The 15,489-nt window shown below is 69.8% G+C and carries 13 protein-coding genes; 8 read left to right on the plus strand and 5 right to left on the minus strand.

From position 1 onward, the window contains the following. Positions 1–6 precede the first annotated feature (6 nt). Positions 7–1,374, minus strand: coding sequence for an amidohydrolase (locus tag AC3X7R_RS14870; protein WP_489966442.1), 1,368 nt, complete (start codon positions 1,372–1,374; stop codon positions 7–9). Positions 1,375–1,656: 282 nt separating this feature from the next. Between AC3X7R_RS14870 and AC3X7R_RS14875 the strand changes: the two genes are divergently transcribed. Next, complete coding sequence (locus AC3X7R_RS14875; RefSeq protein ID WP_489966443.1) at positions 1,657–2,337, plus strand: response regulator; 681 nt, start codon at positions 1,657–1,659, stop codon at positions 2,335–2,337. Between the two features lie 89 nt (positions 2,338–2,426). Beyond that, the gene (locus AC3X7R_RS14880; RefSeq protein WP_489966444.1) at positions 2,427–4,151 is read left to right on the plus strand and encodes a GAF domain-containing sensor histidine kinase; all 1,725 of its coding nucleotides are present in this window, start codon (positions 2,427–2,429) and stop codon (positions 4,149–4,151) included. 34 nt (positions 4,152–4,185) lie between these two features. On the opposite strand, the gene AC3X7R_RS14885 is transcribed toward AC3X7R_RS14880, so the two are convergent. Both AC3X7R_RS14885 and AC3X7R_RS14890 read right to left on the minus strand, forming a co-directional pair. Beyond that, positions 4,186–5,100: a universal stress protein gene (locus tag AC3X7R_RS14885; RefSeq protein ID WP_489966445.1), complete on the minus strand. Its 915-nt coding sequence runs from the start codon at positions 5,098–5,100 to the stop codon at positions 4,186–4,188. Between the two features lie 45 nt (positions 5,101–5,145). Then, positions 5,146–6,675, minus strand: a complete 1,530-nt coding sequence (locus AC3X7R_RS14890; protein ID WP_489966446.1) for a YfcC family protein — start codon at positions 6,673–6,675, stop codon at positions 5,146–5,148. Positions 6,676–6,840: 165 nt separating this feature from the next. Here AC3X7R_RS14890 and AC3X7R_RS14895 point away from each other — a divergent pair, with 165 nt between their 5' ends. From AC3X7R_RS14895 to AC3X7R_RS14915, 5 genes are all read left to right on the plus strand, one after another. Further along, positions 6,841–8,064 (plus strand): arginine deiminase, encoded by a 1,224-nt coding sequence (locus AC3X7R_RS14895; protein WP_489966447.1) that lies wholly within the window; start codon positions 6,841–6,843, stop codon positions 8,062–8,064. 4 nt (positions 8,065–8,068) lie between these two features. Beyond that, positions 8,069–9,070: an ornithine carbamoyltransferase gene (argF, locus tag AC3X7R_RS14900; protein ID WP_489966448.1), complete on the plus strand. Its 1,002-nt coding sequence runs from the start codon at positions 8,069–8,071 to the stop codon at positions 9,068–9,070. A gap of 1 nt (position 9,071) precedes the next feature. Further along, positions 9,072–10,046 carry a carbamate kinase gene (gene arcC, locus AC3X7R_RS14905; protein WP_489966449.1) on the plus strand — a complete coding sequence of 325 codons (975 nt, stop codon included), beginning with the start codon at positions 9,072–9,074 and terminating at the stop codon, positions 10,044–10,046. A 107-nt stretch (positions 10,047–10,153) separates the two neighbouring features. Continuing rightward, on the plus strand, positions 10,154–10,276 hold the full coding sequence (locus tag AC3X7R_RS14910; protein ID WP_489966450.1) for a hypothetical protein: 123 nt from the start codon (positions 10,154–10,156) through the stop codon (positions 10,274–10,276). A 60-nt stretch (positions 10,277–10,336) separates the two neighbouring features. Beyond that, complete coding sequence (locus AC3X7R_RS14915; RefSeq protein ID WP_489966451.1) at positions 10,337–11,836, plus strand: SulP family inorganic anion transporter; 1,500 nt, start codon at positions 10,337–10,339, stop codon at positions 11,834–11,836. Here the strand turns inward: AC3X7R_RS14915 and ctlX are convergent. Together ctlX and AC3X7R_RS14925 are read right to left on the minus strand one after the other, a co-directional pair. Beyond that, on the minus strand, positions 11,778–12,854 hold the full coding sequence (gene ctlX / locus AC3X7R_RS14920; RefSeq protein WP_489966452.1) for a citrulline utilization hydrolase CtlX: 1,077 nt from the start codon (positions 12,852–12,854) through the stop codon (positions 11,778–11,780). The genes AC3X7R_RS14915 and ctlX overlap by 59 nt on opposite strands. A 22-nt stretch (positions 12,855–12,876) precedes the next feature. Beyond that, a complete protein-coding gene (locus tag AC3X7R_RS14925; RefSeq protein ID WP_489966453.1) occupies positions 12,877–14,094 on the minus strand; it encodes a lipase family protein in 1,218 nt (405 codons plus the stop codon). A gap of 182 nt (positions 14,095–14,276) precedes the next feature. On the opposite strand from AC3X7R_RS14925, the gene AC3X7R_RS14930 reads away from it, so the two are divergent. Then, entirely contained in the window at positions 14,277–15,485 is a 1,209-nt protein-coding gene (locus AC3X7R_RS14930; protein ID WP_489966454.1) for a TerC family protein, read from the plus strand. The last annotated feature ends 4 nt before the right edge of the window (positions 15,486–15,489 follow it).

Genomic DNA, 15,489 nt, shown 5'->3' on the forward strand with positions numbered 1-15,489 from the left:
GCTCCTTCATCGTTGCGTTCCGTTCCCCCGGTCTGCGGTTCCGTTCGCCACGGCACTGGCGGCGACCCTGTCGCCCGCGGCCCTGCCGTTGCGGGCGGTCGGCGCGGCGCTGCTCGACGACCTGGCACGAGCGGGACGGAGCCAGGAAGTTGCGGCCGTCACCAGCGCCTCGACCCCCATCGGCAGGGCGACCTCCACCATGGGTGCGTACTTCGGTGAGTGGTTGCTCGGCAGGGTCTGCACCACCGCCGGGTCGGTGAGGTCACCTGTGCTGAACAGCGAGGGGTCGCTGCCTCCGAGCAGCCAGAAGCACAACGGGGCATCCGCGTTGGTGGCCAGGATCCCGACGTCCTCGCTGCCCGCACCGGCGCCGGGGTCGAGGATCCGGTCCTCCCCGAGCCACGCGGTGAAGCCACGGACGGTCCGCTCCAGGGCGCCGGGATCGTTGACGACGACCGGGAATCCCTCGATGCGGGTCACCTCGGGCGGCTCGGTCGCCCCTGCCGTCGCGGCCACACCCCGGGCGATGCGCTCCACGCTCTCGAGGATGCGGGTCCGGACCGCCTGGTCGTAGCTGCGGACGTTGAGCAGCAGCTCGGCCTCCCCCGGGATGACGTTGGCCGTGCTGCCCGCGTGGACCGAGCCGACGGTCAGCACCGCCGTCTCGGTGCTGGGGATCTCGCGGGAGACGATGGTCTGCAGGTCCAGCACCGCCTCTGCCGCCATCACCACGGGGTCGATCGAGTTCTGGGGCATGGAGCCATGCGCCCCCTTGCCCAAGAACCGCACCCGCAGCGAGTCGGAGCTCGCGTAGGCGGCGCCGGGATGGACCGCGATCGTCCCGGTGGGCAACGGGGCGACGTGCTGCCCCAGCACGACGTCCGGCACCGGGAACCGGCCGAACAGCATGTCGTCGACCATGGCCTGCGCGCCCGTCCCCAGCTCCTCGGCCGGCTGGAAGACCAGCACGAGCGCACCGGACCAGCTCGCCCTCCCGGATGCCAGCACCTCGGCGGCACCCAGGAGACAGGTCGTGTGGAGGTCGTGGCCACAGGCGTGACTGACCGGCACGAGGGTGCCGCTCGCGTCGAGCATGGTGTCCGTGCTCGCATAGGGCAGACCGGTCTCCTCCCTGATCGGCAGGCCGTCCATGTCGGCCCGCAGCAGGACGGTCGGACCGCGTCCGTTCGTCATCACCCCGACCACACCGGTGCCGCCGATCCCGGCGGTCACCTGGTAGCCGAGCGAGATGAGCCGCTTTGTCACGATCAACGAGGTCCGGTGCTCCTGGAACCCGAGCTCGGGATGGCGATGGAGGTCCTCGTAGAGGTCACGGAGCGCGGGGTCGAGACGAAGGTGGTCAAGCGGTGTCATCGGTCACGCCTCTCAGGGTCGTCTGCGCAGTGCCCTCAGGTCCTGGGCGAGGTCGCTCCTCGCTGGGCTCGAAGACTCACTACCAAGGTCGGACGGCACACCGGCCGGGCGCAGGGCCAAACGGCATCCCCCGACGGGACCTGTGGCCACTGCCCCTGCCCGTCGGTCGCGTGGCCGGCCGTCGCAGGCACCATCCCCGGAGATCCGCAAGGGGCCAAAGTCCCGAAAGATCGCTGGCCAAGGTCTAGGTTGCGGTAGGGGGGCTGAAAGTAGATTGGCACCATGCAAGAGCAGGCTCCGGGGCCATCCATCGGGCCACAGCGTCCGGTCACGGTCTTCCTGCTCGACGACCACGAGCTGGTCCGCCACGGGATCCGCAGTGTCCTGGAGCGCGACGGGGACATCGTCGTCATCGGCGAGTCTGGGCTGGCCCAGCAGGCGGCACACCTCATTCCCGCGCTCCGTCCCGACGTCGCCGTGCTCGACGTCCGGCTGCCCGACGGCACCGGCGTCGAGGTATGCCGGCACGTGCGGTCGGTCGATCCCGGGATCGCAGCCCTGATGCTCACCTCCTACGAGGAGGACGAGGCGCTCTTCGCCGCCATCATGGCCGGCGCCGCGGGCTACGTACTCAAGCAGGTCAAGGCTGCGGACCTGGCCGACACCGTCCGGCGCGTCGCGGCGGGACAGTCGATGCTCGATCCCTCGCTGACGGCCCGGGTCCTGGCACGTCTGCGTGACGGGCCGCCGGTCAACCCGCTGACCAGGCATCTCACCCCCAAGGAGCGCCAGGTCCTCGAGCTCGTCGGACAGGGCCTGACGAACCGGCAGATCGCCTCGCAGCTGCACCTGAGCGAGAAGACGACCAAGAACTACGTCTCGACCATGCTGGGGAAGCTGGGCGTGAGCTCGCGGACCCAGGCAGCCATCATCGCCACGCACGACCACACCGAGCACCGCTGATCCCGGCGCCCTCCCTCGCAGCAGGGAGGATAGGGCGCCTCAAATGGGGTACGTCACCTGTCTGGTCAAGACGCGGCTGAGGAGTGGGCATGCACGAAATCTCGGGAACTCACGGGGGAGGCCCCTCGCCGCACGAGCAACAACCCAGCTTCGACGAGCTGATGGTGATGGCTGGCTCGTCGGTCGACACCATGGTCAGGACGGAGGAGTGGCGGCTTCTGCTCGGCACCTTGCAGAGCCTCTCCTCGGGGCTCTCCCTCGACGACAAGCTCGCCCGGATCCTGCAGGCGGGGATGGACCTCACCGGAGCCCGGTACGGCACCCTGAAGCTCCTGGACTGGGACGAGCACCCTCCCCTGCGCCGCTCGTTCGTCACGCACGGCGACGCCGTACTGCCCGCGGAGGCACCGGGTGTGCCCGGCCCCCGAGCACCACTCGGCGACCGGGACTCGCCGGTGCCGGTGGACGAGGCCGCCGCGGGTGAGACCGACGAGCTGATGGCCTGGCGCCAGCTGCGCCAGCCGGGCGCACGCCCACCCACCCAGGTCGCCCTCGAGGCGGCCATCCGGGTCGGTGACGAGGCGTTCGGCACGCTGCACCTGGGCGACAAGGGCACGGGGCCGGGGTTCACCCAGCAGGACGGACAGATCGCCGCCACGCTGGCGGGCGCGGCCGGGGTGGCCATCGAGAACGCCCGGCTCCGCGACCAGGTCGCGCGCCGGGAGCACTGGCTGACGGCCGCCTCGGAACTCTTCCACGGGGAGCCCGACGACGCCGCGCTCCAGCACGTCGCCGACTGGGCGCGTGAGCTCTCCGGAGCCGACCTCGCCTGGGTCGTCACGGGTCCCGACCCGGCCTCCCTCCGGCTGCGGGTGGTCTCGGGCTTCGACGCCCCCACCGAGGCGATGGCCGCGATCGACTTCAGCACCTCGCTCGCCCGCTGTTCCGCCTTCATCGGACGGACCCTGACGGTCAAGAGCGTCGCCGACCACAGCCGCGCCGTCGACGTCCCTGCCGCGCTCGGCTTCGGGCCCACGGGTCCTGGCCTGGTCGTGCCGATCGCGAGCTCGGCCGGACTCGAGGCCGTGATCACCCTGGCCTGGATGAGCGACGACGCCACGGTCGTCCGCGCGGCGCGCAGACGCGCGCTTCCCGACCTCCTCGCCGAGCAGGCCCCGCTGGTGCTCCGGGTGGCACGGAGCGGGCAGGCCGACCAGCGCAAGGCGGTGCTGCAGGACCGGGACCGGATCGCCCGGGACCTGCACGACCTGGTCATCCAGAAGCTCTTCGCACTGGGTCTGGAGATGCAGGGGATCTCGTGGCTGCGCGATCCCGACGAGATCTCCCGGCGGCTCGCCCGCACCTCCGACGAGATCGACACCACGATCCGCGACATCAGGCGCACGATCTTCAGGCTCGGCCCGGCGGGCGACGACACCGACCCCCGAGCCGCCATCGTGCGCTTGGTGGAGCGGGCGACCCGGACGATGAAGCTCCGTCCGACCCTCGAGTTCAGGGGGGCGGTCAGGACGGTCATCGACGCGGAGCTGCTCTCGGACGTCCTCGCGGTGCTGAGCGAGGCACTGTCGAACGCCGTGCGCCATGGTGAGGCCACCACCTGCTCGGTCGAGGTCAGCGTGGTGGACGGGCTCGTGGTCCGGGTGGACGACGACGGCATCGGCATCCCCGACTCGCCCGAGGAGAGCGGTCTCGCCAACGTCCGGCGCCGTGCGGAGCGGCGTGGCGGTCACCTGGACGTCTGCTCGACGCCCGCCCGCGGGACGACGCTGACCTGGACGGTGCCGATCCCCTGACCGGGCCACCGGTGGCGTCGCCGCCCGGCGGCTCTCACTGCCCAAGAACCCCCGGCTCCTCGAGCACGAGCCCGGGGCGCCCCGGAGCCCTGGCCGGGGGAAGCACCCGCACCGGACACTCCGCACCACGCAGGACGGCGCGGGCGGTGCCGCCGAGGGAACCGTGCTTGAGTCCGTGGGTCCGGCGCACCAGGACCAGCAGGTCCGCTATCCGCGAGGCCGCCACGAGCGCCCGCACCGGCTCGTCGTGGACGACCCGGAGCTCCACCTCGACACCGGGATAGCTGGTGCGCCACTCCTCCAGCAGCAGCTCCAGCACCGCCGAGGATCGTCGGGCGGGCTCCAGTGGGCCCACCCGGGAGACGACGAGGTCGTCGTACATGGCCGGCAGTCCCCAGGAGTGCAGGACCACCACTCGGTCGCCGTGCGTCCCTGCCTCCGCGAAGGCATCGGCGAACAGCTCCGAGGAGTCCGAGCTCATCTTCAGCGCGACCACCACCTCTCCTCGCTTGGGCCGCGGCTGCCAGTCGGCAGGCACGCTGACCACCGGGCAGGGGGCGCGGGCGGCTGTGCCCGCCCCGGCATTGCCGTTCATGGCGCGCTTGAGGTGGAGGCTCTCGCGACCGACGTAGAGCGCCGCGGCGTCCTCACCGGCTTCGGCGAGCTGGGTCGCGACGCCACCGCGGCGCAGCTGCGTCTCGACCTCGAGGTCCGGGGCGAGCGAGGCGACCCCGGCGGCCGCGCTCGCCAGGAGCTCTGCCCCCCTGCTGACCAGGTCCCTGCTGACCAGGGCGTCGACCGGGACCAGCGGCAGGTGGTCGGGCACGACGTGCACCAGCCGGAGTGTCGCTCCCAGCTCACGCGCCTCTGCCACCGCGGCGCGCACGGCACCATGGATGGCGGGCGAGCCGACGACTCCCACGAGCAGGGGCTGGAGCAGGGTGTTCAACTCGTTCTCCTCACTGCGGCGGCCGGTCGAGCGCGACCTGGGGGATCAGAACGAGGCTGCGATCGCGATGATCACCGTGCACAGGACCAGCAGGATCCCCAGCAGGGGCAGCACGAACCGCGCGTACTGGTCGTAGCGGACCTTGGCGAGGGCCAGCCCGCCCATGACCACGGCGGACGTCGGCGTGATCAGGTTGACCACGCCGGAGGCGGACTGGTAGGCCGTCACCACGAGGGCGCGGCTGACACCCGCGAAGTCGGCCAGCGGCGCCAGGATGGGCATCGCGAGGGCGGCGTGCCCGGACGACGACGGGACCAGGAACGCCAGGGGAAGGTTGATCAGGAACATCACGGCCCCGAAGACCCCGGAGTCGGTGTTGCTCACCACCTCCTCCATCGAGTGCAGGATCGTGCCGGTGATCTCCGCGTTGTTCATGATCACGGTGACCCCACGCGCCAGGACGATGATGAGACCCACGCCGATGAAGTCGCCCGCGCCCCGCACCAGGGAGTCGGTGAGTCCCTTCTCCCCCAGTCCCCCGATCAGCCCCACCACCAGGGACATGGCGAGGAAGAGCGCCGCCAGCTCGGGGAAGTACCAGTCGAGCTGCCAGCTGTAGCTCTCCGCGGAGGGCCCGTTGATGATCTGCGCCCACGGCACGATGGCGAAGATCATGAAGGCGAAGGTCGCCGCGATCGTCGCCAGCACGGTCTTCTGCCGCCCGGTGAGATCAGGCACGGTGCGCAGGCCCTGGCTGCGCAGCTCCTCGTCGCCGGGCGCGTCGGACGTGCGAGAGGCGGTGGGGTCGGCCTTGACCTTGCGGGCATAGCGCAGCACCCACCAGATCCCCACGGGCACCAGCAGCAGGTACATCAGGAAGCGCAGCCCGATGCCGTCGCCGATGGAGATCCCGGCCGCGTCCGAGGCCACCCCGGTGGCGAACGGGTTGACGGTGGAGGCGAGCGTGCCGATTCCCGCCCCCACCATGATCACGCCGACGACCACCATGCGGTCGTAGCCGAGCGCCAGGATCAGCGGGATGACGAGGGCGTAGAACCCGAGAGTCTCCTCGGCCATGCCCTCCGTCGTGCCACCGATGGAGAAGAGGATCATCAGCACGGCGATCAGCACCGGGCCACGTCGGCTCATCCGCTGCGCGATCTTGGCCACCCCGTTGTCGATCGCTCCGGTGGTCATGCAGACGGTGATGAAGATGCCGATCGCGAGGACGAAGAAGAAGACCCCCGCGGCGCCGTACAGCTCGCCGGACTCGTACGGTCCGATGAAGCCGTCCGCGTTCATCACCCCGTAGAGACCGTTGACGGGCGCGAGGAAGAGCTGCATCAGGCGGCCGCCGAACGTCAGCGGCGCGTCGGTCCGCTCGTAGCTGCCCGGCACGGGGGCGCCGCCGTCGCCCTCGGTCTGGTAGCTGCCCGTCGGGATCACGAAGGCGAGCGCCCACACCACGAGGGTGACGACGAAGAGCACCGTGAACGCGCTCGGGAACTTGAACTCCCGAGGCTTCTCCGGGGGGTCGGTGGTGGCTGTGCCGGATTGTGCCGCGTGTCTGGCCACGGGATACCTCTGCTCGGTCCGACGAGTTGGGCGCCTCCATGCAACCGCGCCCTCCGCGCCCCCCGCACCTGCCGGTTGACCTGCGGGCTCGTGACTTTCGACCCGTCCGTCGGGTGCCCATGAGGACGCATGGTGAGAGACACAGACAAGCGAGAGGAACCGGTTATGACTCTGCACGTGGACTCCGAGGTGGGCCGCCTGAAGCAAGTGATCCTCCACCGGCCGGACCTGGAGCTGAAGCGTCTGACGCCCAGCAACCACGACGAGTTCCTCTTCGACGACGTCCTGTGGGTCAAGCAGGCGAAGCTGGAGCACGACGCCTTCGCCGAGGCGCTGCGCGAGCAAGGCGTCCAGGTCTACCTCCTGGACCAGCTCCTCACCGAGACCCTGGGGGTCCCGGAGGCGAGGAAGTTCGTCCTGGATCAGTCCTTGAACGAGCTCGTCTACGGTCCCATCGCGCTCGGCACCCTGCACGAGACCTTCGGGGCGATGGACGACGCGGAGCTGACGACCTACCTGATCGGCGGGATGACCAAGCGCGAGCTCCTCGAGCGGACGGAGGAGCCGGACTCCCTCGTGGTGCACGCGCTCGGCCTCGACGACCTGCTGCTGCCGCCGTTGCCCAACCACCTGTTCACCCGCGACACCTCGGCGTGGATCTTCGACGGCGTCTCGATCAACGCCATGCGCAAGCGGGCCCGGGCGAGGGAGACGATCCACTACGAGGCGATCTATCGCTGGCACCCGCTCTTCGCCGACACCTCCTACCACGTGTGGTCCGAGGGCACCGTCAACGGCACGGCGACCACCGAGGGCGGCGACATCCTCGTCCTGGGCCGAGGCGTGGTGCTGATCGGGATGAGTGAGCGCACCACGCCCCAGGGCGTGGAGCGGCTGGCCCGTCGGCTCTTCAAGACCGGGAGCGCGAGCAAGGTCGTCGCGCTGTCGATGCCCATGGCCCGGGCATTCATGCACCTCGACACCGTCATGACGATGGTCAACGAGGACACCTTCACCAAGTACATCGGGCTCGGGATGCTCCCGTCCTACACCATCGAGCCGGGCGACTCCGAGCACGAGCTCAAGGTGACCCCGCACCCCCCCGAGGACATGCACCTCGCGATCGCGCGGGCCCTCGGCCTGGACTCGATCAACGTCCTCACCGCCACCCAGGACGTGCACGCGGCCGAGCGTGAGCAGTGGGACGACGGCTGCAACGTCCTCGCGCTCCGGCCCGGCGTGGTGGTCGCCTACGAGCGGAACGTCACCACCAACACCTACCTGCGCAAGAAGGGCGTCGAGGTCATCACGATCCGGGGCAACGAGCTCGGACGCGGGCGCGGCGGACCGCGCTGCATGTCCTGCCCCATCGAGCGAGAAGGGATCTGAGGAGATGGCGTTCAACCTGAGGAACCGCAGCTTCATCCGCGAGCTCGACTTCACCCCCAAGGAGTGGAAGTTCATGCTCGACCTGGCGGCGGAGCTCAAGCAGGCGAAGTACGCCGGCTCCGAGCAGCCGCGGCTCACCCGCAAGAACATCGCGCTCATCTTCGAGAAGACCTCCACCCGGACCCGTTGCGCCTTCGAGGTCGCGGCCTTCGACCAGGGGGCGCACGTGACCTACCTGGACCCGAGTGGTTCGCAGATCGGCCACAAGGAGTCGATGGAGGACACCGCCCGGGTGCTGGGGAGGATGTTCGACGGCATCGAGTACCGGGGAGCGGCCCAGAGCAACGTGGAGACCCTGGCGGAGTACGCCGGCGTCCCGGTGTGGAACGGGCTCACCGACGAGTGGCACCCCACCCAGATGCTGTGCGACATGCTCACCATGCGCGAGCACAGCGGCAAGCACGACGAGGAGCTCTCCTTCGCCTACCTCGGCGACGCCCGCAACAACATGGGCAACTCGCTTCTCGTCACCGGCGCCATGATGGGCATGGACGTGCGGATCGTGGCACCGAAGTCGCTGTGGAACGAGGACGGCATCATCGCCGAGGCCCGCCGCATCGCCGACGAGACGGGCGCCCGCATCACCCACACCGAGGACGTGGGCGCCGGCGTCGCCGGGGTGGACTTCCTCTACACCGACGTCTGGGTCTCGATGGGCGAGCCCAAGGAGCTCTGGGCCGAGCGCATCGAGCTGCTCAAGGCCTACCAGGTCAACACGGGCGTGGTGGAGGCGACCGGCAACCCGAAGGTCAAGTTCATGCACTGCCTGCCGGGCTTCCACGACCGCCACACGAAGGTGGGAGAGGAGCTCTTCCACGAGACCGGCATGGACGCGCTGGAGGTCACCGACGAGGTGTTCGAGTCCCGCCGCTCGATCGTCTTCGACCAGGCGGAGAACCGCATGCACACCATCAAGGCCGTGCTCGTGGCGACCCTGGGGGGCTGAGATGCGCATCGTGGCCACCCTGGGTGGCAACGCGCTCCTGCAGCGTGGTCAGAAGCCGGACGCCGACGTGCAGGAGCGCAACGTCCGCCGTGCGGTGACCTCGCTGGCTCCGCTCGCCGAGGAGCACGAGCTGGTGCTGACCCACGGCAACGGTCCGCAGGTCGGCGTGCTGGCGCTCCAGAGCGCCTCCGACCCGCGGCTCACCACGCCGTACCCCTTCGACGTGCTGGGCGCGCAGACCCAAGGGATGATCGGGTACTGGCTGCTCCAGGCGATGCAGAACGAGCTGCCGGGCCGGCAGGTGGCCGCCATCATCAACCAGACCCTCGTGGAGGCCGCCGACCCCGCCTTCGCCGACCCGACCAAGTTCGTCGGGGAGATGTACACCGAGGAGGAGGCACGCCGGCTGGCCGTGGAGCGAGGCTGGGTGGTCAAGCCGGACGGTACCGGCTGGCGCCGGGTGGTCGGCTCCCCGCGCCCGCACCGGGTCGTCGAGACCCGGCTGATCCGGCAGCTCCTGCAGAGCGGGGCCGTGGTGGTCTGCGCAGGCGGTGGCGGGGTCCCGGTGATCCGCAACGAGCACGGCGAGCTGACCGGCGTCGAGGCGGTCGTCGACAAGGACCTCACCAGCTCGGTCCTGGCCGAGGCGCTCGACGCGGACGTCCTGCTCGTCCTGACCGACGTCCCGAGCGTGATGCGGGGCTTCGGCACTCCCGATCAGGAGCCCGTGCGGCAGGCGACCCCCCGGAGCCTGCGCGCCATGGACTTCGCCGCCGGATCGATGGGACCCAAGGTCGAGGCGGTCTGCCGCTTCGTCGAGCTCACCGGCGGGATCGCCGCCATCGGTCGCCTGGAGGAGGCGACGGCGATCCTGCGGGGCGAGTCAGGGACAGTGGTCACCCCCAACGGGTCCTACGACGGCCTGCCCAGCGTGGCTCCCAGCAATCCGGACACGTTGCGGGTCGCGATGTCGTGAGCGACGCCTCCGGGCGCCGAAGAAAGCCGCTGCGCCGCATGTACCGCGGTCGGCTCCGCACGAGACGGTGTCGCCACTGTGGCGAGAGCCTGGTCCATGTCGAGGACGTGGGCTGGTTCGACCCCGACCTGACCCACTCCTACGACATCTGCCCCCGGGACCCGTACGGCAACCACGACGTGTCGGCCCACGCGGAGGAGGAGGAGGGGACGTGGGACATGCTGCTCTGATCGCGCCGGTCCGGCGTTAGGCTTCTGGGCGGACTTCTGCCGGACCGAGATCGGATCTGTGTGACCACCACCGTGCCCCACGCCCCAGAGCCCACCGTGCGCACGGCCCTGCGGTCCCCGAGGCTGCTGCGCACCGAGGTGCTGGCCGGCCTCGTCGTGGCACTGGCGCTCATCCCGGAGGCGATCTCGTTCTCCATCATCGCCGGCGTCGACCCCAGGGTCGGGCTCTTCGCCTCCTTCACGATGGCGGTCTCGATCGCCTTCCTGGGGGGCCGGCCGGCGATGATCTCCGCCGCCACGGGCGCCGTCGCCCTCGTTGTCGCCCCGGTGGTGCGTGACCACGGCATGGACTACCTCGTCGCCACGGTCCTGCTGGGCGGGATGCTGCAGATCCTCCTGGCGGTGGCGGGCGTCGCGAAGCTGATGCGGTTCATCCCGCGCCAGGTGATGGTCGGCTTCGTCAACTCGCTGGCCATCCTGATCCTCGTGGCGCAGGTCCCGCACTTGGTCGACGTCCCGGGGGCGGTCTACCCGATGGTCGCGGTCGGCCTCGCCGTCATCGTGGGCTTCCCGCGCCTCAACAAGGTCGTCCCCGCTCCCCTGGTCGCGATCGTCGCCCTGACCGCGTTCACCGTCCTGGCCGCGGTCGACGTCCCGAACGTCGGTGACGAGGGCGATCTGCCCGACAGCCTGCCGTCCTGGTTCGTCCCCGACGTGCCCTTCACCCTCGAGACGCTGAGGATCATCGCCCCCTACGCCCTGGCGATGGCAGCGGTCGGGCTGCTCGAGTCCCTGCTCACCGCGAAGCTCGTCGACGACGTCACCGACACGCGGTCGGACAAGACCCGCGAGGCTTGGGGGCAGGGCACCGCCAACGTGATCACCGGGCTCTTCGGCGGCATGGGCGGCTGCGCCATGATCGGCCAGACCATGATCAACGTGAAGGTCTCCGGTGCCCGGACCCGGATCTCCACCTTCCTGGCCGGCGTCTTCCTGCTCGTCCTGGTGGTCGGTTTCGGCGACGTCGTGGCGCTCATCCCGATGGCCGCCCTGGTCGCGGTGATGATCATGGTCTCGGTCGGCACCTTCGACTGGCACAGCGTCAGGCCCACCACCCTGCGCCGGATGCCGAGGTCGGAGACCCTGGTGATGGTCTCCACCGTGGTGGTCACCGTGTGGACCCACAACCTCGCCATCGGCGTCGGCGTCGGGGTCCTGGTGGCCATGACGCTCTTCGCGCGGCGAGTCGCCCACCTCACCGAGACCCACCGCACCCTGGTCGAGGACGAGCACGGCACCAAGGCGGTCTACCGGGTCACGGGTGAGCTCTTCTTCGCCTCCAGCAACGACCTCTACACCCAGTTCGACTACGCCGAGGACCCCGACCGGGTCGTCATCGACCTCACCGACTCCCATGTTTGGGACGCCTCCACGGTCGCTGCCCTGGACGCCATCACCACCAAGTACGAGCGGCACGGCACGCGCGTCCAGATCGTCGGGCTCAACCCGTCGAGCGCCGACCGCCATGACCGACTGAGCGGACACCTGCCGGCTCACTGAGCGCCACCTCCTGGCCGTCGGGGGTCTCCGGGTCGTCCTCGTTGATCGCCTCCACCGCCTCGGTGAGCTCCGCCTCCACCACGGGCCGCCGGTCGAGGTGGACGCCCGCGATCATGCAGCGCACCGAGCCGCCGGCGAGCTCGATGGTGGGGATCCGCACGGCCACGATCTCGCACGACTCCTCGATCGCTGCCACCTGGTCGGGGCGGAGGCTGCGGCGGGCCCGCTCCGACATCGCCATCACGTAGCGGCGCCTGCCCTGGGCGGTGCGACCGCAGAGCTCCACCGCGTTGCCGGCGAACTCGCGCACCTGCGCCTCGGTGAGCTCCACGATCGTGCGTCCGCCGACCGAGAGCCGCTCGCGGACCTGCTCGCGCCGGTGGGCGTCGGGGATCATCTCGAGGGCGAAGAGCGCGACCTCGGTGCCCACGCACCCGATCACGTTGGTGTGGTAAACCGGCACCCCTGCGGCGTCGACCGCGTCGAAGGCCATGGGCTCGTAGCCGAAGTCGGTGCAGAACCTCTCCAGCACGTGGGTGTCGGCGCGGTGGCTGCGCGCCGTGTAGGCGACCCGGGAGACGTGGTCGAGCACCATGGCGCCGGTCCCCTCCAGGAAGATCCCGTCGGGCTCGAGGCCGGAGTAGTCGACGATGGTCTGCACCCGGTAGTCGGACTTCAGCATCTCCAGCACGTCGGCCCGGCGCTCGTGCCTTCGGTTGGAGGCATACATCGGGTAGACCGCCACGGTTCCGCCCGCATGGGTGGAGAGCCAGTTGTTGGGGAAGACGCTGTCCGGCCGGGTGTGGTCGGGATCCGCGAAGACGTGCACCCGCACCCCCACGGAGCGGAGCGCCTCGGCCAAGGCGTCCATCTCCGCGAGGGCGCGGGCCGCGGTGACCTCGTCGGGCTGTCCTGCGGGGACCTCGGCCTGGAAGGCGTTGTCGGCCGCTGTCGCCGGGTTGGGCATGAATCGCTCGGCCCGGACGAGGATCACTGCGGAGGGGGCTTGGGCGCTCACGCGCCGAATCTAGATCATCCGGTCACAGCCGCCAGCAGGACGAGGCGGCGGGCAGACCCGCGAACCGGGCCTCGAGGAAGCCGTAGACCTCGGCCGCGTTGTTGAGCATGCCGCCCACGTGCAACGGGGTCACGTTGGTGCTCAGGCGCACGTTGGCCCCGCGGTCGCACCAGTCCCTGGCGAGCTGCTTGCCCACCCGGTGGGGCACCACGTCGTCGAGCAGGCTGTGGGTGAGCAGCACCGGCGCGCTGGGCCGGATCCGTCCGATGCGCTGGTCGTCGATCATCGTGCGGAACGGCTCCCGCTCGATGAGCTGGCCCAGGCTCGCCCCGTCGGCGGTGTAGTCGGACGACTTGGTGAACGCCGACCCGAGGAGGTCGAAGACGCAGTTGTCCTGCATCTGCTCGAACATGCGCTCCCCCGCGGGGTTCAGGTAGGTCCGGATGTCCAGGCCGTAGCTGGCGGAGAGACCCGCGATGGCGTACCAGGTGAACTCCGAGTAGAGGGTCCCGTCGATGGCGCCGGGAAGGGCCCGCAGGTCCGCGGGGACGGCCCCGGCCACGGTCCCCTTGACCTTGAGCTCGGGGGCGTAGGAGGCGGCCAGCTCGGCGGCGGAGGCGGCCCCATTTCCGCCCTGGGAGTAGCCGTAGAAGGCGACGGGGTGCTGAGCGGAGAGGCCCGACCCGGGGAGCCGCTGGGCGGTCCGCACGATGTCGAGCACCGCCTGCCCCTGGGACCTGCGATCCATGTAGGTGTGCTGGCCGGCCGTCCCCAGACCCTCGTAGTCGGTCATGGCGATGGCGTAGCCCCGGGCGAGCAGACCCGACATGAAGATCGACTCGTACTCCAGCAGCTCGCTGAAGAGCCGGGACGGGGCGCACGTGTCGCCGATGCCCTGGGTGCCGACGGCGTAGCCGATCACGGGCCGTCGGCCGGGGCCGGCCCAGGGCCGCTCGGGCACGATCACCGATCCGGAGACCGCGATGGGAGTGCCGGTGCGGTTGGTGGACCGGTAGAGCACCCGGGTGGCCTTGGAGCGCACCCCGAAGAGCTTGGACGGGTCGATGAGGATGTCCAGCGGCTCGCTGCGGATCAGGTCGCCGTTGGCGGCCGGCAGCGTGGCGGGCGCCTGGTAGAACGGCGGGAGCGCCTCCTCGGCCTGGACGGCCGCTGGAGCCAGCGGGAGCATCAGCGCCGCCGTCCAGGCGGCGAGCACGACGATGTAGCGACGAGTTCTCACGGTCTCTCCTCTTTGCCCCCGAGTGTTGTGGGGGCAGCAGAGCATGTGGCCTGGGTCACTGACAAGATCCTGAACGCCTCGGTGAGACAGTCGTCTCACCTCTCGGGAGGACCGCCCCGGCCTCCGTCACCGTCCATCTGCGAGACTTTCGGGGTCATCGGGTCGAGCAAGGAGCTGAAAACATGGACGTGAGCCCGGCAGTATGGGGCCTGACGATCGTCGGAATCATGGCCCTGCTGGCCTTCGACTTCTTCTTCCACGTCCGCAAGGCGCACGTCCCCACGTTGCGGGAGGCAGCCCTCTGGTCGGCCCTCTACGTGGGCATCGCGATCCTCTTCGGGCTGGGCGTCCTGGTCTTCGGCGGTGGACAGGCAGGGTCTGAGTACTTCGCCGGCTACATCACCGAGAAGGCGCTCTCGGTCGACAACCTCTTCGTCTTCCTCATCATCATGTCGAGCTTCCGCGTCCCGCGTGAGGACCAGCAGAAGGTCCTGCTCTTCGGCATCGTCTTCGCCCTCATCGCTCGCACCGGCTTCATCCTGCTGGGCGCGGCGCTGATCAACTCGTTCGCCTGGATCTTCTACCTCTTCGGGCTGATCCTCCTGCTCACGGCCGGCAACCTCCTCAAGTCCGACGACGAGGAGGACGAGGAGGCCAACAACTTCATCATCCGGATCGCCCGCAAGGTCTTCCACACCACCGACTACTACGACGGCGACAAGCTCTTCACCGTCGAGAACGGCAAGCGGGCGATGACCCCGATGCTGCTGGTGATGGTGGCCATCGGCGGCACCGACATCCTCTTCGCGCTCGACTCGATCCCCGCGATCTTCGGCCTCACCCAGAACGTCTTCATCGTCTTCACCGCGACCGCGTTCTCGCTGCTGGGCCTGCGCCAGCTCTACTTCCTCATCGACGGCCTGCTCGACCGCCTCATCTACCTCTCCTACGGGCTGGCGGCGATCCTCGCCTTCATCGGCGTCAAGCTGATCCTCCACGCCCTGCACGAGAACAACCTGCCGTTCATCAACGACGGCGAGCACGTCCCCGTCGTCGAGGTCGGGATCGGTCTCTCCCTCACGGTCATCGTCGGCACGCTGATCGTGACCGTCATCGCGTCGCTGGTCAGCCCGTCCGGCAAGGCCCAGAACGCCATCGCCAACGCCCGCCGCCACGCGAAGGCCTACCTGGACTCCGAGTACACCCACGACCCGGCCGAGCGCGAGCGGATCTACCGTGCGCTGGTGGCCGAGCGCGAGCAGATCCGCTCGCTGGGCCCTAAGTACCAGGAGAAGGCGCGCCAGGAGAAGCCGCTCATGGAGCTGCTCGACCAGGTGCAGACCAGCCACGACAGCGCCGTCGACCGCGGCGAGGCCACCCCCAACCTCTGAGCCC

The sequence above is a fragment of the Nocardioides sp. Z22_16 genome, from assembly GCF_058134365.1.

Excerpts from the sequence above, each read along its gene's own strand:
- AC3X7R_RS14930 (WP_489966454.1), top strand. The coding sequence starts at position 14,277 with ATGGACGTGAGCCCGGCAGTATGGGGCCTGACGATCGTCGGAATCATG.
- AC3X7R_RS14895 (WP_489966447.1), top strand. The coding sequence starts at position 6,841 with ATGACTCTGCACGTGGACTCCGAGGTGGGCCGCCTGAAGCAAGTGATC.
- argF (WP_489966448.1), top strand. The coding sequence starts at position 8,069 with ATGGCGTTCAACCTGAGGAACCGCAGCTTCATCCGCGAGCTCGACTTC.
- arcC (WP_489966449.1), top strand. The coding sequence starts at position 9,072 with ATGCGCATCGTGGCCACCCTGGGTGGCAACGCGCTCCTGCAGCGTGGT.
- AC3X7R_RS14870 (WP_489966442.1), bottom strand. The coding sequence starts at position 1,374 with ATGACACCGCTTGACCACCTTCGTCTCGACCCCGCGCTCCGTGACCTC.
- AC3X7R_RS14875 (WP_489966443.1), top strand. The coding sequence starts at position 1,657 with ATGCAAGAGCAGGCTCCGGGGCCATCCATCGGGCCACAGCGTCCGGTC.
- AC3X7R_RS14880 (WP_489966444.1), top strand. The coding sequence starts at position 2,427 with ATGCACGAAATCTCGGGAACTCACGGGGGAGGCCCCTCGCCGCACGAG.